At 70.1% G+C, this 17,180-nt stretch carries 13 protein-coding genes; 6 read left to right on the top strand and 7 right to left on the bottom strand.

Annotated elements, in window-relative coordinates:
• Positions 1-78: 78 nt before the first annotated feature.
• Positions 79-2,469 carry a LamG-like jellyroll fold domain-containing protein gene (locus ACI7YT_RS05235; RefSeq protein ID WP_406249409.1) on the top strand — a complete coding sequence of 797 codons (2,391 nt, stop codon included), beginning with the start codon at positions 79-81 and terminating at the stop codon, positions 2,467-2,469.
• A 17-nt stretch (positions 2,470-2,486) separates the two neighbouring features.
• On the opposite strand, the gene hutI is transcribed toward ACI7YT_RS05235, so the two are convergent.
• The 3 genes from hutI to hutH are packed head-to-tail and all read right to left on the bottom strand — an operon-like array spanning position 2,487 to position 6,800.
• Positions 2,487-3,635, bottom strand: a complete 1,149-nt coding sequence (gene hutI / locus ACI7YT_RS05230; RefSeq protein ID WP_406249408.1) for an imidazolonepropionase — start codon at positions 3,633-3,635, stop codon at positions 2,487-2,489.
• Positions 3,632-5,275: a urocanate hydratase gene (gene hutU / locus ACI7YT_RS05225; RefSeq protein ID WP_406249407.1), complete on the bottom strand. Its 1,644-nt coding sequence runs from the start codon at positions 5,273-5,275 to the stop codon at positions 3,632-3,634. The genes hutI and hutU overlap by 4 nt, the downstream gene beginning before the upstream one ends.
• Positions 5,265-6,800 (bottom strand): histidine ammonia-lyase, encoded by a 1,536-nt coding sequence (gene hutH, locus ACI7YT_RS05220; protein WP_406249406.1) that lies wholly within the window; start codon positions 6,798-6,800, stop codon positions 5,265-5,267. The genes hutU and hutH overlap by 11 nt, the downstream gene beginning before the upstream one ends.
• A gap of 53 nt (positions 6,801-6,853) precedes the next feature.
• Here hutH and ACI7YT_RS05215 point away from each other — a divergent pair, with 53 nt between their 5' ends.
• The gene (locus tag ACI7YT_RS05215) at positions 6,854-7,636 is read left to right on the top strand and encodes an IclR family transcriptional regulator (RefSeq protein ID WP_406249405.1); all 783 of its coding nucleotides are present in this window, start codon (positions 6,854-6,856) and stop codon (positions 7,634-7,636) included.
• 14 nt (positions 7,637-7,650) lie between these two features.
• On the opposite strand, the gene ACI7YT_RS05210 is transcribed toward ACI7YT_RS05215, so the two are convergent.
• Positions 7,651-7,785, bottom strand: coding sequence for a hypothetical protein (locus ACI7YT_RS05210; RefSeq protein WP_406249404.1), 135 nt, complete (start codon positions 7,783-7,785; stop codon positions 7,651-7,653).
• A gap of 167 nt (positions 7,786-7,952) precedes the next feature.
• Here ACI7YT_RS05210 and ACI7YT_RS05205 point away from each other — a divergent pair, with 167 nt between their 5' ends.
• Positions 7,953-8,804 carry a hypothetical protein gene (locus ACI7YT_RS05205; RefSeq protein WP_406249403.1) on the top strand — a complete coding sequence of 284 codons (852 nt, stop codon included), beginning with the start codon at positions 7,953-7,955 and terminating at the stop codon, positions 8,802-8,804.
• A 21-nt stretch (positions 8,805-8,825) separates the two neighbouring features.
• Positions 8,826-9,746: an AEC family transporter gene (locus tag ACI7YT_RS05200; protein ID WP_406249402.1), complete on the top strand. Its 921-nt coding sequence runs from the start codon at positions 8,826-8,828 to the stop codon at positions 9,744-9,746.
• Positions 9,747-9,759: 13 nt separating this feature from the next.
• Here ACI7YT_RS05200 and cydB read toward each other — a convergent pair whose 3' ends face one another.
• Positions 9,760-10,797, bottom strand: a complete 1,038-nt coding sequence (gene cydB / locus ACI7YT_RS05195) for a cytochrome d ubiquinol oxidase subunit II (protein WP_406249401.1) — start codon at positions 10,795-10,797, stop codon at positions 9,760-9,762.
• A 27-nt stretch (positions 10,798-10,824) separates the two neighbouring features.
• Positions 10,825-12,414 carry a cytochrome ubiquinol oxidase subunit I gene (locus ACI7YT_RS05190; RefSeq protein WP_406249400.1) on the bottom strand — a complete coding sequence of 530 codons (1,590 nt, stop codon included), beginning with the start codon at positions 12,412-12,414 and terminating at the stop codon, positions 10,825-10,827.
• 146 nt (positions 12,415-12,560) lie between these two features.
• Here ACI7YT_RS05190 and ACI7YT_RS05185 point away from each other — a divergent pair, with 146 nt between their 5' ends.
• Both ACI7YT_RS05185 and ACI7YT_RS05180 read left to right on the top strand, forming a co-directional pair.
• On the top strand, positions 12,561-12,917 hold the full coding sequence (locus tag ACI7YT_RS05185; protein WP_406249399.1) for a BlaI/MecI/CopY family transcriptional regulator: 357 nt from the start codon (positions 12,561-12,563) through the stop codon (positions 12,915-12,917).
• A gap of 10 nt (positions 12,918-12,927) precedes the next feature.
• Entirely contained in the window at positions 12,928-13,743 is an 816-nt protein-coding gene (locus ACI7YT_RS05180) for a M56 family metallopeptidase (RefSeq protein ID WP_406249398.1), read from the top strand.
• 27 nt (positions 13,744-13,770) lie between these two features.
• On the opposite strand, the gene cydC is transcribed toward ACI7YT_RS05180, so the two are convergent.
• Positions 13,771-17,160 carry a thiol reductant ABC exporter subunit CydC gene (gene cydC / locus ACI7YT_RS05175; RefSeq protein ID WP_406249397.1) on the bottom strand — a complete coding sequence of 1,130 codons (3,390 nt, stop codon included), beginning with the start codon at positions 17,158-17,160 and terminating at the stop codon, positions 13,771-13,773.
• Positions 17,161-17,180 lie beyond the last annotated feature (20 nt).

Here is a 17,180-nt window from a genome sequence, read left to right as displayed (position 1 = left end):
GATGTCTGCATCGTTGCACACCGCGTCTACATCGTTGTAGATTGAGGGCTTCCCGTCCACTGTCGAACTGGAGACACCATGTCGCGACGCCCCCGCGCGCGCCGAGCCATCACTGCGCTGGCATTGACCACGACGTCCCTCCTCGCCGTCGGCGCTCTGTGCGCACCGGCCGCGATCGCCGCTCAACCGGCGGACCCGCCCCCGCCGACTTTCCAGGATGTCACCGTGCACGACCCGTCGATCGTCGAGGCCGACGGCGAGATCTGGGCCTTCGGCTCGCACGGCGCATCCGCGCACACCGAAGACCTGCTGGAGTGGGAGCAGCACACCGTCGATCTGTCCCAGAACCCCGACAACGCCCTGTTCGAGGACATCTACACCGAGCTCGCCGAGACCTTCGAGTGGGCGAAGAGTTCGACCCTGTGGGCGTCCGACGTCATCCAGCTCCCCGACGGCCGCTTCGCGATGTACTACAACGCCTGCGAGGGCTCCTCTCCCCGTTCGGCTCTCGGGATCGCCACGAGCGACTCCGTCGACGGACCGTACGAGAATCAGGGCATCCTGCTCAAGAGCGGCATGGAGGGCGAGAGCGAGAACCCCGGCGAGGTGTACGACGCCCGCATCCACGCGAACGCCGTCGATCCCGACGCCCTCTACGACGCCGACGGCAACCTGTGGATGGTCTACGGCTCGTACTCCGGTGGCATCTACATTCTGAAGATGGATGCCGAGACCGGCGAGCCCCTGCCGGGTCAGGGATACGGCACCCACCTCGTCGGCGGCAACCACAGCCGCATCGAGGCGCCGACGATCCAGTACGACGCCGAGACCGGCTACTACTACCTGTACCTGTCGTTCGGCGGGCTCGACGCCTCGGGCGGCTACGACGTGCGCGTCGCCCGCTCGAAGACTCCTGATGGCCCGTACCTGGATGCTCAGGGCAACGACATGGCCGATGTGAAGGCCGACCCGTCGCTGCCGATCTTCGACGATGCGTCGATCCAGCCGTACGGCGTCAAGCTCATGGGCGGGCACCTGTTCACCCGCGAGCTCGGTGATCCGGGCACGGGACTCGGCACCGGCTACGTCTCCCCTGGTCACACATCCTGGTATCAGGACCCGGACACCGGCCGCATGTTCATGGTGTTCCACGCCCGCTTCCCGGGCACGGGCGAGCTGCACGAGGTGCGCGTGCACCAGATGTGGATCAACGCCGAGGGCTGGCCGGTCGTCTCTCCGATGCGCTACGCGGGCGAGACCGCCGGCAAGGTCAAGCGCGCGGACGTCGTCGGCACCTGGCAGCTCGTCGACATGGGCAAGGACATCACCGCGAACGCCGCCGAATCGGTCGACGTGACACTCGCCAAGAACGGCCTCATCACCGGCGACGTCGTCGGCACCTGGGAGCGCGAGGGCCAGCACGCAGCGGTCCTCACGATCGACGGAGAGGTCTACTCGGGCGTCTTCGCTCCGGTCTGGGATCCGGATCTCGAGGAGTGGTCGACCGGGCTGACAGCGGTGTCGGATGACGGCGTCACGCTGTGGGGCCGTCGAAGCGTCGAGCTCGCAGGCGCAGCCGCCGTGGATGCGGTGGTCGCGGATCTTTCGCTCGGCGACACGAGCGCCGTGACGATCGACCTCGACCTGCCGACCTCCGGCACCGGCGGCACGACGATCACGTGGGCGTCCTCCGACGAGATCGTCGTCACTGCGGGCGGCGCCGTGACGCGCCCCGCCGTCGGCGAAGCCGACGCGACTGCCACGCTCACCGCCACGGTCGTCAACGGCGCCGCATCCGAGCAGGTGCCGTTCGAGATCACCGTGCTCGCCCGCACCCCGGGCGTCCTGGCCGGGGCGTGGTCGTTCGAGAACGATCTCGCCGATGCGAACAGCACCTTCCCGGATGCCGTGACGACCGGTGACCGTCTCGATGCGCCCGCAACCGCACCGGCCGCGTTCGCAGTCGATGGCGTCTCCGGCAGCGCGCTGCACCTCGACGGCACCGCCGGCGTCCGCCTGCCCGACGACCTCGTGCAGGGTACGTCGTACTCGGTCAGCCTGTGGCTGCGTCCCGAGCAGCTCACGGCGTACACATCCGCGTTCTTCGCGGCGGGAAGCTCGACCAACTGGCTGAGCCTGCTCCCGAAGGGGCACAGCGGCGTCGGCGGCTCGGCCATGCTGTGGGCCGGCAGTGAGCAGTGGTACGACGCCGGGACGGGTCAGTTCCTGCCCACCGGCGAGTGGTCGCACGTGGCATTCGTGGTCGACGGTACCGCGGCATCCGTCTACGTCGACGGCGAACTGAGCTACCAGGGCGCCGGCTTCCCCGACGTGCTGTCCGGCGCGGACAACGTCTTCGCGCTCGGCGTCAACTGGTGGGATGTCCCGTTCCAGGGAGACGTCGACGAGCTCACCGTCTGGAGCTCGGCGCTCTCGCCGGAGGACGTCGCGGAGCTCGCCGCGCGCTGACGTCTGGAAGGACGGCGTCAGCGGACGCGCGCGCCGTCCTTCCAGACCGCGGCCACCAGCGGAACCCCCGGTCGATACGCCAGGTGGATGCTGGTGGGAGCGTCGAGCAGCACGACATCGGCCCTCATCCCCGCAGCGACGGATCCGATGTCGTCGCGCCGCAGCGCCTTCGCGCCGCCAGCCGTCGCCGCCCAGACCGCCTCGGTCGGCGTCATTCCCATCTCGCGCACCGCGACCGCGATGCAGAACGGCATCGAACTGGTGAAGCTCGACCCGGGATTCGTGTCGCACGCGAGAGCCACGGTGACCCCCGCGTCGATCAGGCGCCGCGCGTCCGGATACGGCTGCCGGGTGGAGAACTCCACGCCCGGCAGCAGCGTCAGCACGGTGTCGGATGCCGCGAGGGCAGCGACATCCTCACCGGTGAGGTATGTGCCGTGATCGACGGATGCCGCGCCCAACTCGACCGCGAGGCGGACACCCTCGCCAGGGCCCAGCTGACTGGCATGCACGCGCGGCATGAGACCGCGGGCGATGCCGGCCTCCAGCACGCGACGGGACTGCGCGACGGTGAACGCGCCTGTTTCGCAGAACACGTCGACCCAGCGGGAGTGCGCAGCCGCGGCATCCAGCATGGGGCCGACCACCAGGTCGACGTACTCATCCGCGCGTTCTGCGTATTCAGCAGGCACGACGTGCGCGCCGAGGAACGTGACCTCCGGCGTGACCTCGGCGGCGAGTCGGACGAGGCGCTCCTCGTCCGACACGCTCAGCCCGTAGCCGCTCTTGATCTCGACCGTCGTGGTGCCCTGCGCCAGCATCTCGTCGAGGAATCCGCGCAGCCGCGCGCGCAGCTCGTCGTCCGTTGCGGCGCGCGTCGCCGCGACCGTGGAGCGGATCCCGCCGGCGGCATACTTCTGTCCCGCCATGCGCGCCTCGAACTCGGCAGCACGGTCGCCCGCGAACACGAGGTGGCTGTGGCTGTCCACGAAACCGGGGATGACGGCCCGCCCTGCGGCATCCACGACGTCGGCGGCGGGAGGCGCTTCGGCTGCGGAGCCGACCCAGGAGATGCGGTCGCCGTCGATCAGGACGGCGGCGTCGCGCAGCGGGCCGTCGCCGACGTTGGTCGTCAGCTCGCCGATGTTCGTGAGGAGAGTGCTCACAGCATCGGAACTTTCAGGCCGCGCTCGCGGGCGATGTCACGGGCGTGCTCGTAACCGGCATCCACGTGGCGCATGACCCCGGTCCCCGGATCGTTGGTCAGCACCCGCGCGAGCTTCTCGGCGGCGAGCGCCGAGCCGTCGGCCACTGTCACCTGCCCTGCGTGGATCGAGCGGCCGATCCCGACACCGCCGCCGTGGTGCAGAGACACCCACGAAGCGCCGGATGCCGTGTTCAGCAGGGCGTTCAACAGCGGCCAGTCCGCGATCGCGTCCGAGCCGTCCTTCATGGCCTCCGTCTCCCGGTACGGCGATGCCACGGACCCCGCATCGAGGTGGTCGCGGCCGATCACGATCGGCGCCGACAGTTCGCCCGAGGCGACCATCTCGTTGAACTTCAGCCCGGCGAGGTGGCGCTCCTGGTAGCCCAGCCAGCAGATGCGGGCAGGCAACCCCTCGAAGTGGACCTTCTCGCCCGCCTTGTCGAGCCAGCGGTGCAGCGCGGCATCCTCGGGGAAGAGCTCGGCGATCGCGCGATCGGTCTTGCGGATGTCCTCCGGGTCGCCCGACAACGCCGCCCAGCGGAACGGCCCACGCCCTTCCTCGAACTGCGGGCGGATGTACGCGGGCACGAACCCGGGGAACGCGAACGCGCGCTCGAATCCGCCGAGCTGCGCCTCCGCCCTGATCGAGTTGCCGTAGTCGAAGACGGCGGCTCCGGCATCCTGGAACGCGACCATCGCCGCCACGTGCGCGGCCATGGATTCGCGAGCACGCCGCGTGAAGCCCTCCGGATCCCGGGATGCCTCGGCCTTCCAGTCCTCGAAATCGACGCCGAGCGGGAGGTAGGCCAGCGGGTCGTGCGCGCTGGTCTGATCGGTGACGATGTCGATCGGCACGCCGCGGCGCCGCAGCTCGGGGAAGACCTCGGCGGCGTTGCCGACGACTCCGACGGAAAGCGCCTCGCCGGCATCCTTGGCGGCGAGGATGCGTGCGAGACCGGCATCCAGATCGGTCGTGTACTCGTCCAGGTAGCCGTGCGCGACCCGGCGCTCCAGGCGCGACTCGTCGACGTCGACGATCAGCACGGCGCCATCGTTCATGGTGACGGCGAGCGGCTGCGCGCCGCCCATGCCGCCGGCACCACCGGTCAGGGTCAGCGTGCCCTTGAGCGACTCGCGACCGAGCGAGCGGGCGACCGCGGCGAACGTCTCATACGTGCCCTGCAGGATGCCCTGCGTGCCGATGTAGATCCAGCTCCCCGCGGTCATCTGGCCGTACATGATGAGGCCGAGCTCTTCGAGGCGGCGGAACTCGGGCCAGTTCGCCCAGTCGCCGACGAGGTTCGAGTTCGCGATGAGCACGCGCGGCGCCCACTCGTGCGTGCGGAAGACGCCGACCGGCTTCCCGGACTGCACGAGCAGCGTCTCGTCCGGCTCCAGTTCGTCGAGCGTCCGCACGATCGCGTCGTACGCCTCCCAGCTGCGTGCCGCGCGTCCGGTACCGCCGTACACGACGAGATCCTCAGGGTGCTCGGCGACTTCGGGGTCGAGGTTGTTCATCAGCATCCGCTTGGCCGCTTCGGCGCCCCAGCTCTTGGCGGTGCGCTGGTTGCCGCGCGGCGCCCTGATCTCACGAGACATGTGCGTGCTCCTCTGCTGTGCGGGCGACGGCGCCCGATCGGACGAGTTCGGTGACGGCCTCCATGTCGGGCGACAGGAAGCGATCGGGGCCCGGGCCTTCGGCGACGGTGCGCACGAGATCGCGGACGGCTCCGGTCACGGGCCCCGCCTGCAGCGGCGCACGCAGGTCGAGAGCGCGGGCGCCGGTGAGGATCTCGATCGCGAGCACACGGGTCAGTCCGTCGATCGCACGGCGCAGCTTTCGCGCTGCCGACCAGCCCATCGAGACGTGGTCCTCCTGCATCGCGGACGACGGAATGGAGTCGACGGATGCCGGGACGGCCAGTCGCTTGAGTTCGGACACGATGCCTGCGGCGGCGTACTGCGCGATCATCAGGCCGGAGTCCACGCCGACCTCGTGGGCGAGGAACGGCGGCAGACCATGGCTGCGGGCGGGGTCGAGGGCGCGGTCGGTGCGGCGCTCGGAAACGCTCGCGACGTCGGCGACCGAGATCGCGAGGAAGTCGAGGACCGCCGCGACCGGAGCGCCGTGGAAGTTGCCGTTGGACTCGATCCGCCCGTCGAGGGTGATCACCGGGTTGTCGATGACGCTGGCGAGCTCGCGCGCCGCGATCGTCGCGGCGTATCCGGCGGTGTCGCGCGCGGCGCCGTGCACCTGCGGCGAGCAGCGCAGCGAATAGGCGTCCTGGACGCGGCCGTCCTCCGGCCCCTTGTGGCTCGCGACGATCGGCGAGTCGGTGAGGAACGCCCGCAGGTTCGCGGCGGAGGCCGCCTGGCCGGACTGCGGGCGCAGCGCCATGAGGTCGGCCGCGAACACGGCATCCGTTCCGAGCTGGCTCTCCACCGACATCGCGGCGGCGACGTCGGCCGTGGTCAGCAGGATTTCCAGGTCGTGCAGCGCGAGCGCCAGCATCCCGAGCATCCCGTCGGTTCCGTTGATGAGGGCCAGGCCCTCTTTCTCCTCCAGGACCAGCGGCGCGATTCCGGCGTGTACGAGCGCCTCGGATGCCGGGACGAGACCGGCGTCGGTGCGCACGTCGCCCTCCCCCATCGCGGCCAGCGCGATGTGCGCGAGTGGCGCGAGATCGCCCGAGCATCCGAGCGACCCGTACTCGCGGACGACGGGGACGATGCCCGCGTTCAGCAGAGCCGCGTAGGTCTCGGCGACGACGGTGCGCACGCCGGTGCGGCCGGAGGCGAGCGTCTGCAGACGCAGCAGCTGCAGGCCGCGCACGACCTCGCGCTCGACCTCGGCGCCCGTGCCTGCCGCGTGCGAGCGGATCAGGCTCGCCTGCAGCTGCCGACGGCGGTCGGCGGCGATGAAGGTCGTGGCGAGAGCGCCGAATCCGGTGGAGACGCCGTAGTGCGGGTTCGGGTCTGCGGCGAGCGCGTCGACGATGCCGCGGGACTCGGCGACGCGGTCGAGGGCCGCCGGGTCCAGCTCGATCTGTGCGTCGTGGCGCGCGACGGCGACGACCTCGGCGATCGTGAGGGGCGCGGCTCCGATGGTGACGTACGTGCTCATGATCCTGATTCCACACCTCGGACACGTCGTGCGACACCGGTTCGTGCCATCATGTGTCTGTGATCCCAGACAAGCTGCCCGAAAGCGGGACTCAGGTGCCCGCAGCGGATCAGACGCTGCGGATCCTGCGGCATCTCGCCGGTCGCCCGGCTCCCGTCGCGGCCTCCGCGATCGCCCGCGATCTGGACCTGCCTCGGTCGACCGTCTACCACCTGCTCACGACGCTCGCCGCGCACGGGTTCGTGCTGCATCTGCGCGAGGAGCGGCGCTGGAGCCTCGGCACAGCGGCCTCCGAGCTGGCCGGAGGCTTCGCGCGGCAGCAGCCGCTCGCACGGCTCGGCAGACCACTCGTGGCGGCGCTCGCCGACAGTCTGGGCGAGAGCACCCATCTCGCGGTCATGAGCGGATCGGATGTCGTCTACATCGTCGAGGAGCGCGCCCCACGGCGCCCGGCGCTGGTCACCGAGGTCGGCGTGCGCCTGCCCGCGCACCTCACCGCGACCGGGCGCGCGATGCTCGCCGCGCTCCCCCGTGAGCAGGTGCGGGCGCTGTATCCCGACCGCACGGCTTTTCCGACGCGCGCCGACGCCGCACCTTCGACACCGGCACAGCTGCGCGAACTGCTCCGCGAAATCCGGGCGCGCGGGTACGCGGTCGAGAACGGCGAGGTCACCGCAGGACTGCGCTCGGTCGGCGCGGCCGTGCACGATACCGCCGGCTGGCCGATCGCCGCGGTCGCGGCGACCTGGTCGACGGGCGCAGGGCCCGATGAGCAGGTCGCCGCAACCGCTGTCGCCGCGACGGCTTCCGCATTGGAGCGCCGTCTGCGGCGATGAGGCCGCCGTTCGACTCAGCCGGACGCGCCCTTGCGCGGCTTGAGGAACGCAGCCGGCTCCTGCTTCTCTCGCTTCACTGCTCTCTTCTCCTTCAGAGACAGCTTCGGCGCCTTCTTCCCGTCGCGTGCGTGCGGTGACTTGCCTGACATGGACTCGCTTCCCCTTCTTCGGATGGCGGGTGTAACCACCGACCATAGCCGGTTGTCCAGGGAAGTCAAATTACCTGCTGAACGGGAACTTTATTGTTTGAATCTGCGTATCTGCACCGCTGGGAACTGTGATCGGGAGTGCGTCCGGGCGGCCGTAGCGTGCGGCCATGACAGCACAGACATCCGAGTGGTGGCAGGACGGCCCGGTCTTCTCGACGTCGCGGCGCGGCAGTCGGATCGTCGCGGTCGCACCGGATGCCGACGTCCCCCGGCTGGGATGGATTCACGTCCTGGTGCTGCTGCTCGGCTCGGTCCTGTGCGGCGTCTGCGTGACGATCGTGCTGCCGGGCAGCCTGCCGCCGTTGCTCGCGGCTCCCGGCTGGAGCGCCTGGAACCTGATCTGGTGGATTCCGCTCGCGCTCGGAGCCGCATGGGTGCTCATCATGCTGGTGCCCGTCACGTACTCCCTGTTCGAGGACGACTTCGGGCAGTCGGCCTCGGTCGGGATCCGTGCCGGGACGACCGTGGTGAGCGCCGGTCTCGCGACCGCGCTGAACGTCTGGTCCGTGCCGGTCGGCGAGCACTCCGAGTCGTTCATCGCCGAGCTCATGCCCTTGCTGCGGTGGGGTGCCGCCGGTGCGGCTGCGGTGGCCGCGTGCGCCGCGGCGCTGCTGCTCCTCGGCATCCATGGTGTTCGTCGGGAGATCGCCCGGATCCTGTGCCTGCGCGAAGACGCGCGGCGCGTCGCCGGCGAGATCGTGACGGTCCCGGAGCCGAAGATGTGGATCCTGGAGCGTCCGCAGTTCCGCGTCGCCGTCCGGTTCTACGACGGCGCTGCTCCGCGCACGATCGACGTCTGGATGAGCACGACTCCCGCTCGCGTGCCGATGCCGGGGTCGGGTGTCCTGGTGTACTTCAGCGGCAGCAGGACGCATGTCGACGTGGATCCGGCGAGTCCCGAGATGTTCGACGGCGACGTTTCGCGTTACACAGCGCCATCCGGCGGCGGCGGGAACTGACCTGCGCGCTACGCTCGGAACGTGCTCGATACTCTCACCGGATTCGCCGTCGTGGGAGTCGCGATCGCCGTCGGCTATGTCATCGGCCGCATCGATCTGCTGGGAGAGCACGCCAGGCACGTCCTCGGGCGCCTCACCTTCTTCGTGCTCTCCCCGTTCCTGCTGTTCACCGTGCTGGCGCAGGCGGACGCGAAGGTGCTCTTCTCGTCCCTGCTGCCCGTTTCGGCGATCGCAGCCGTCCTCGTGATCGCCGTCTACGCCCTGGTCGCGAGGTTCGTCTGGAAGCGGAACGTGGGCGAGACCGTCATCGGCGCGCTGTCGGCCGGACAGGTGAACTCCAACAACATCGGCATCCCCCTGTCGCTGTATCTGCTGGGCAGCGCAGCGTACCCTGCGCCGGTGATCCTCCTGCAGCTGCTCGTCTTCACGCCGATCTCGCTGGCCATCCTGGATGCCGTGACCAGCGCGAAGACCTCGGTGTGGCGCATGATGGCGCGGACGGCGACCAACCCGATCATCCTGGGATCCGCACTCGGGACGCTCGTCTCGGTGCTCGACATCGATCTGCCGGCGATCGTGATGGAGCCGGCCCTCCTGCTGGCGAACGCGTGCGTGCCCGTGCTGCTGATCAGCTACGGCATCTCGCTGTTCGGGCAGCGCGTGCTCGGCGCCTCGGGGCGACGACGCGATGTCCTGCTCGCGTCGACGCTCAAGCTGCTCGTGATGCCGGTACTCGCCTGGGTCTTCGCGCAGTTCGTGTTCGGACTCACCGCGCACGAGGTGCTCATCGTCGTCGTGTTGGCGGCCCTGCCCACAGCGCAGAACGTGTTCAACTACTCGCAGCGCTACGACATCGGCGAAGCGATCTCCCGCGACACGGTGTTCATCACGACGATCGGATGCGTGCCTGTGCTGCTGCTCGCGACGTTCGTGCTGGGGTAGCGGGCCGGCCGGATCAGGACGCCCGCAGCACCGCCGGAAGCACGATGTGCGCCTCAGGGATCATGCCGGGGGTCACCCGGTTGCGGAAGATCCAGTAGCTCCACGCCTGGTAGGCCAGGATGACCGGCAGAGCCACCACTGCGACCACCGTCATGACGCCGAGCGTGTAGGCGCTGTTCGACGCGTTCCAGACGGTCAGGTCGAACGCGGGATCGACGGTCGAGGGCAGCACGAGCGGGAACATCCCCGCGAACACGGCCCCGGCGCCGAACAGGCCGAAGCCGGCGTAGCCGATGAACGCCCAGCCCTCACGACGGCGACGGGCTGCGATCCAGCCGACCGCTGCGCCGACGACGGCGAGCACGATGAACGTCCAGGCCAGCACGCTGCCACCGTGTGCGAGCTGCACCCAGATGGCCCAGGCCGCGGCCGGCACGAGGCACAGCGGAGCCCACACGGCGGCGAACCGCCCGGCGCGTTCGCGCACCGGTCCGTCCGCCTTGAGGCCCAGGAACGTGGCCGAATGGGCGAGCGAGAAACCGACCACCGCGAGACCGCCCAGGACGGCGGGCACCGTGAGCCAGACGAACGGGCCGCCGACGCGGTCGCCGTTCGCATTGATCGGCAGTCCGAGCGACGTCAGCGCCAGCGCGGCGCCGATGCAGAACGCCACGACGAGCGAGCCGAGGCCGATCATCCACGTCCAGAAGGTGCGCCACCGCTCGGTGTGGATCTTGCCGCGGTACTCGATGCCGACCGCCCGCACGATCAACCCGACCAGAGTGATCGTCAGCGGAAGGTACAGCGTCGAGAACAGCGACGCGTACCAGGCGGGGAACGCCGCGAAGATCGCCGCGCCCGCCGTGATCAGCCACACCTCATTGCCGTCCCAGACCGGACCGATCGTGTTGAGCATGACGCGGCGGTCTCGCTCCGAGCGCGTCGAGAAGATCATGTGCATGCCGACACCGAGGTCGAAGCCCTCGAGCAGCAGGTAGCCGATCCACAGCACGGCGATCGCGATGAACCAGACGACGGGAAGCGGTTCCATGGTCATTCCTCTCGATGCGGATCGGTATCAGTAGGCGAAGGCGAGCACGTCGCCTCGCTTGTCGTCGGAGTCGCCACCGGTGCCGTCGTCATCGGCATCGGTGTGGGCGAGTTCAGGCATGGACGCCGCGACCCCACCGCGGATGTACTTCGTCATGAGGAACAGCTCGATCACGAGCATCACGCCGTACACGGCCGTCAGCGTGATGACGGAGAAGAGCATCTCCCCTGCGGTGACGCCCGGGGACACCGCCGCGGCGGTGAACATGAAGACGCCGTCGATGCCGGTGGCATCCGGATTCGGCGCGACCACGAACGGCTGTCGGCCCATCTCCGTGAAGATCCAGCCTGCGATGTTGGCCGCGAACGGCGCGACGATGCCGAGAAGGGCCAGCCGCATGATCCACGGCGAGCGCATGACCGTTCCCTTGCGGGTCAGCCACAGGGCGATCACGGCGCCGGCCGCGACGATGCCGCCGAGCCCGATCATCAGACGGAAGCCCCAGTACGTCACCCACATGACCGGCACGTACTCGACCTCGCTGCCGGCGCGGTCGCCGTACAGTTCGTCATCCGGGATGGTCTCGCCGTACTGGTTCACGTACTCCGGCTCGAGGTCGCTGATGCCGGGCATCTCGGCGCCCCACTCCCCCGTGCCGAGGAATCCGAGCACGCCGGGGATCTCGATGAGCGTGATGACATCCGCGCAGTCGCGCGATCCGGGGTCGCCTAGGGAGAGCACTGAGAACGCCGATCCGGTGTGGCAGGCGGCCTCAGCGGCGGCCATCTTCATCGGCTGCTGCTCGTACATGAGCTTGCCCTGGATGTCTCCGGTGGCGACGGTGCCGGCGAACCCGAGGATTGCGACCACGGCACCGAACCGCAGCGACCAGATCCAGACACCGTGGTCCTTCCGGTCGCGCCCTGGCACGGCATCCGCTGCTCCGACGACGACGCGGCCCTCCGCGTCGACGGTATCGATGCCGTCGTGGCGGCGCCGCCACAGGTGGTACCAGGAGATGCCGATGAGGAACATGCCGGCAACGACGAGCGCACCGAAGATCGTGTGCGTGTACGCCGCGAGCGCGGTGTTGTTGGTGAGCACGGCCCACACGTCGGTCATGACCGGACGACCGTCCTCGCCGAGCTCGACACCGACCGGGTGCTGCATCCACGAGTTGGCGACGATGATGAAGTAGGCCGAGATCCACGATCCGATGACCGCGCACCACAGCGCCATGAGGTGCAGCCCCTTACGCAGACGGCCCCATCCGAAGATCCAGATGCCGAGGAAGGTGGACTCCACGAAGAACGCGAGCAGCCCCTCCATGGCCAGCGGGGCACCGAAGACGTCGCCGACGAACCGGGAGTACTCGCTCCACGCCATGCCGAACTGGAACTCCTGCACGAGCCCGGTGGCCACACCGACGATGAAGTTGATCAGGTAGACCTTGCCCCAGAACTTGGTCATCCGCAGGAACTTCTCGTCCCCGGTGCGCACCCACATCGACTGCATGATGGCGACGGACATGCCGAGCCCGAGCGTGAGAGGCACCATCAGGAAGTGGTACACGGTCGTGATGCCGAACTGCCATCTGGCGATGTCGAGAACGTCCACTGCTGGTCTCCTTCGCAGAGCTTTGCCCACCGGATCATTCGAATTCTACACTTTGTAGAACTTCTTCGACAGAGCATAGAACAAATTCGACTCGAGGTAGAATAGAACCGGCCGTGGGAAACCCCGCCGCGGCCGAGGAGGTTGACATGGGAACTCTCGGAGAACTCGAACGCGCCGTCATGGATGCGATCTGGGATGCAGAGACGCCGGTCACGGCCTACGACGTGAAGGAGCAGCTCGATGCAGAAGGTCGCGCGCTCGCCGTGACGACCCTGCTCACGGTGCTCTCGCGTCTGGAGAAGAAGGGCTTCGTCGCGTCCGACCGCTCGGCGAGGCCGCACCGCTACACCGCGGTCGCCTCGCGTGCGGATCACGTCGCCGAGCTCATGCACTCTGTCCTCGGCGACGCGGGCGACCGCACCGCCGTCCTGGAGCGCTTCGTCGGCGGTGTCTCCCCGGAGGACGCCGCGGTCCTGCGCCAGCTCCTCTCCGGCGCGGCCTGATCGCTGCACCATGGCCCTGCTGTCCGCCGTGAGCGATGAGGCGCTCGTCGGCGCGCTCGTCATCCCGCATGGGGTCATCGTCGCGGCCGCGATCTTCCTCGGAACGGCCGCGATCGCGTTGGCCTGGCCGGTTCCGGTCGCGCTCTCGCGGGCATCCTGGCCGATGCGGATGCCGGTCATCGCCCTGCTGCTCTGGCAGGCGATCGGTCTCGCCGGAGGCCTGTCGATGATCGGCGCCCTCGCGCTCGCGGGGTACTCCGTGGCTCCTCGCCATCCCTGGCTCGCCCTGATCCCCGCCGCCGCCTTCACCGTCTACCTCCTGGCGCACCTCGCCGTCACGGTCGTGCAGGTGACCCGCCAGCGCCATCGCCATCTCGCCCTGCTGGATCTGCTGACGTCGCCGCATCCGACCCGCGCACGCACGCGCGTGATCGACGACGCGGTCCCGGTGGCGTACTGCCTGCCCCACGGCGCCCGGTCGGTGACGGTGCTGTCCCAGGGGCTGCTGGACCGACTGGATGCCGATGAGCTCGTCGCCGTGATCGCCCACGAACGCGCACACGTCGAGCAGCGCCACGACCTTCTCCTGCTGGCGTTCCGCGCCTGGCGGTCGGCGCTTCCGTGGTTCCCCATCGCCGCGCGTGCCGAGGCGGAGGTCGCCGCGCTCGTCGAGATGCTCGCCGACGATCATGCCAGGCGCGAAGTGCGCGACGAGGTGCTCGCGCGTGCGATCCTCGCGGTCGGGGCGAGCGGCGTGCCAGGCGCCGAGCGCGTGGTCTCGGGGTCGACGCGCGTGAGCGACCGGTTCCGCCGATTGGCCGCCTGAGCTCTCCCGCTCGACGAGCGAAGAAAGTCACCGCGCGAGAGTCACCACGTCATCCCCCGGCATCCGGTCGCCGGCGCGGTGCGACACGAGCAGCACCACACGATCGGCCGTCGCCGCACGCACGTCGTCCATCATCGCGGCCGCGGTCGGCTCATCCAGATGCGCGGTCGGCTCGTCGAGCAGGATCACGTCGGCCCTGGTCAAAAGCGCCCGCGCCACGGCGAGCCGCTGACGCTCCCCTCCGGACAGCGCCGATCCACCGGGTCCGACGCGCGTGTCGAGCCCGTCGGCCAGTCCTTCGAGCAGCGGACCCAGACCCGCGCGCACGAGCGAGGACCGCATGGCGTCGTCGTCCGGGGCATCCGTCCGTGTGCGCGCCAGCATGAGGTTCCCGCGCAGCGTCGAGTCGAAGACGTACGCGTCCTGCGGGCACCAGGCCACGCGGTCCCGCCACGCGCGCTCTTCGAGGTGCGTGATGGGCACGCCGTCCGCGATGACCGCCCCCTGCTCGACGGGAAGCGCACCCATCACCGCGGACAGCACGGTCGACTTCCCTGATCCGGACGGACCGTCCAGCACGAGCCACCTTCCGCGCCGCGCCGTACCGCGGACGTCGGCCACCGCCGGATGCCGCGCCCCCGGGTAGCGGATCGTGACGTCGTCCAGCGCGAGTTCGTCGATTCCGGCATCCGGAGCGCCGGTGCCCCATTCGGGTGCTGGAGCCGCCTGCAGGATCGGCTCCAGGCGAGCCAGCAGCGCGCGCAGCGCCGGAACCCGCTGCGCAGCCGCCACGAGCCCCGTCAGGGGTTCGATCAGCGCGAGAGCGAGCAGGGCGACGACCGACGCGCTTTCGGCGGGCACGTGCGGCGACAGCGGCGCGACGAGGACGGCCAGCACGGCGACCGCACCGGTCACCAGCGCGGATCCGAGCCCGGCGGACCAGGCGGCTCGACGCTCGGCCGCCGCGAGCCGAGTGGACGCGGCGTCCAGGAGCTCCAGCGCCGCCGGAGCGGTGCCGTTGCCGCGCAGATCTTCTGCGGCCGCCGTCAGCGCGGCGGTTCCCCGCACGATCTCGGAGCGGGCGGCGACGCGCGCAGCCCCGGCGCCGCGCTCCGTCCGGATCGCCACAGCGGATGCCGTGATCACCGCGAGCACCAGCACGAGCGCGACGAGCAGGGTCAGGTGCGGCGTCACGAATCCGGTCGTGACGATCGCTGCCACCACGACCAGCGCTCCGGCGCCGATCGGCGGCAGCACTCGCGGCAGCTGATCGCGCAGGTCATCGGCGAGCGTGACCAGGTAGTCCAGCGGCGCACCGCCCTCGAGGAGGCGCCGAGAGCCGGCCCCTCGGGCAGCGATCGACCCCCACAGCCGCAGCCGCAGCGCATCGACCACCTGGAACGCCGCCCGGTGCGTCACGAGGCGCTCGGCGTACCGCCCGACCGCGCGGCCGATGCCGAACGCGCGGACGCCGACGATGGCGACCAGGAGATACATGATGTACTCCTCGATGCTTGCCCGCACGATGAGCCACCCGGAGACGGCGGTCAGCGCGATGCCGAGACCGGCCGCGAGCGCCGCGAGCAGCACGGAGGCGACCCAGACCCAGCGATGCGGGCGCAGCAGGGCGCGCAGAGTGAGCGCGTGCGGTGCCGGAGGGGTCGCATCCGGCCGCTTCGCGCGTTCCGAGGCGACCACCCGGGCCACCTCCCGTAGAGCCGCGCCGTCGGCCGCACCGGCAAGGGTCGCCTGTGGTCGCGTCGCGCTCTCCGAGGCGACCACCCGCGCCACCTCCCGATCGGATGCCGCGGCGACCGCCCCCGTGACGGGCAGCCCGACCGCGATCTCGGCGGTCGCCATCGCGAGCGTCTCGGGCTCATGGCTGGCGAGCACGATCACGCAGCGATCGGCTCGGCGCAGGATCGCCGCGCGCACGAGATCGGCCGCGGCCCGGTCGAGATGCGCCGTCGGCTCGTCGAGAACGAGCAGTCGGGCCCCGGCATCCACTCGGGCGAGCGCCCTGGCCACCGCGAGTCGGCGCTGCTCCCCCGGACTGAGCTCGGCGACCGCCGCATCCGCCAGCGTCGCGAGCCCGACCTCATCCAAGGCGGAGTCCCCGGCGCCGTAGAGCGCGAGCTCCTCCCTCGGCGTCGCGGCGAACGCACGAGGCGCCTGCGGCGCCCACCCCACGGCATCCGGCACCACGCCGACGACGCGGCCGTCGATCTCGGCATCCGCGGGGAGGACGCCGGCGAGCGCCGCGAGCAGCGTCGACTTGCCGGCACCGCTGGGGCCGGTGATCGCGGTGATGCCGCGCAGCTCGGCGTCGACGGCATCCAGCGCGGGGCGCTCGCGTCCGGCGTAGCGGACCGAGAGCGATTCGATCCGGATCGCACCGGCGGCTGATGAACGCACGTCCGGACCGGCGGGGCGTCCGAGCAGCGCCCGGGCCCGATCCAGCACGGACAGGCCGTCCTGCGAAGCGTGGAATGCGGTGCCCACCTCACGCAGTGCCGTGAAGCACTCGGGTGCGAGGATCAGCGCCAGCAGCGCCGGCTCGAGCTGCATGGTGCCGTTCAGAAGCCGCAGCCCCAGGAACACCGCGACGATCGCGACCGAGATGGTGGCGATCAGTTCGAGGGCGAGCGCGGACAGGAACGCCCAGCGCAGCGTCTCCTCGGTGCGGACGTGATAGCGCGCCTGGATGTCGTCGAGCGCTCTGGTCTGCTCGGCGACGCGTCCGAGACCGACGAGGACCGGGAGTCCACGCGCGAGCTCGGTGAGATGGTCGGCGAGTCGGGTGAGGGCCGACAGCGCGGCGTCCGTGCGCTGCTGCGTGTGCTTGCCGATGAGGATCATGAACAGCGGCACGAGCGGCACGGTCAGCACGATCACCAGTGCGCTGAGCCAATCGGCCCCGAGGATGCGCAGCCCGACGATCAGCGGTACCACTGCAGCCGAGATCACCGCGGGAATGGTCTGGACGAAGTAGTCGTCCAGATCGTCGAGTCCGTCTGCGGTCAGGACCGCGATTCCTCCGCCCGTCGCGTCGCCGCCGGCGATGCGACGCCACAGGCGCCGGCGCAGGTCGCGCTTGACACCGGTCGCGACGCGCCGTGCCAGCACCGACGTCGCCCATTCGCCGCCGGCCCTCAGCAGCGCACCGAGGAGCCCGAGCACGAGGACGAGCCGCACCTCGCCCGCACCGAGCCCTCCGCCGGCGAGTGCGCTGATCCCCCGAGCGACGGCTTCGGCGATCAGCACCAGGCCGAGGGCACGCGCTGCCGCGAGCACACCGAGTCCGTACAGCGAACGCCGCGGCACGGCCGACAGGTCAGGCCGACGGAATCCTGGCGCCTTCGCAGCCCGCTCGGCCTCGAGCACCCACGGATCGTTCGGGATCTCAGCTCGGCTCACCCTTGAATTCTACAATGCGT

Origin of the sequence: Microbacterium sp. M, from assembly GCF_045181065.1 — a bacterium.
Lineage (GTDB): Bacteria > Actinomycetota > Actinomycetes > Actinomycetales > Microbacteriaceae > Microbacterium.
Note: the sequence above shows the minus strand (reverse complement) of the source record. Positions and strands in the feature narration are given on the sequence as shown.

Coding starts and splice junctions, on each gene's coding strand:
- hutU (WP_406249407.1), bottom strand. CDS start 5,275: ATGTCTCGTGAGATCAGGGCGCCGCGCGGCAACCAGCGCACCGCCAAG.
- ACI7YT_RS05205 (WP_406249403.1), top strand. CDS start 7,953: ATGACAGCACAGACATCCGAGTGGTGGCAGGACGGCCCGGTCTTCTCG.
- ACI7YT_RS05235 (WP_406249409.1), top strand. CDS start 79: ATGTCGCGACGCCCCCGCGCGCGCCGAGCCATCACTGCGCTGGCATTG.
- hutH (WP_406249406.1), bottom strand. CDS start 6,800: ATGAGCACGTACGTCACCATCGGAGCCGCGCCCCTCACGATCGCCGAG.
- ACI7YT_RS05210 (WP_406249404.1), bottom strand. CDS start 7,785: ATGTCAGGCAAGTCACCGCACGCACGCGACGGGAAGAAGGCGCCGAAG.
- cydB (WP_406249401.1), bottom strand. CDS start 10,797: ATGGAACCGCTTCCCGTCGTCTGGTTCATCGCGATCGCCGTGCTGTGG.
- ACI7YT_RS05185 (WP_406249399.1), top strand. CDS start 12,561: ATGGGAACTCTCGGAGAACTCGAACGCGCCGTCATGGATGCGATCTGG.
- ACI7YT_RS05180 (WP_406249398.1), top strand. CDS start 12,928: ATGGCCCTGCTGTCCGCCGTGAGCGATGAGGCGCTCGTCGGCGCGCTC.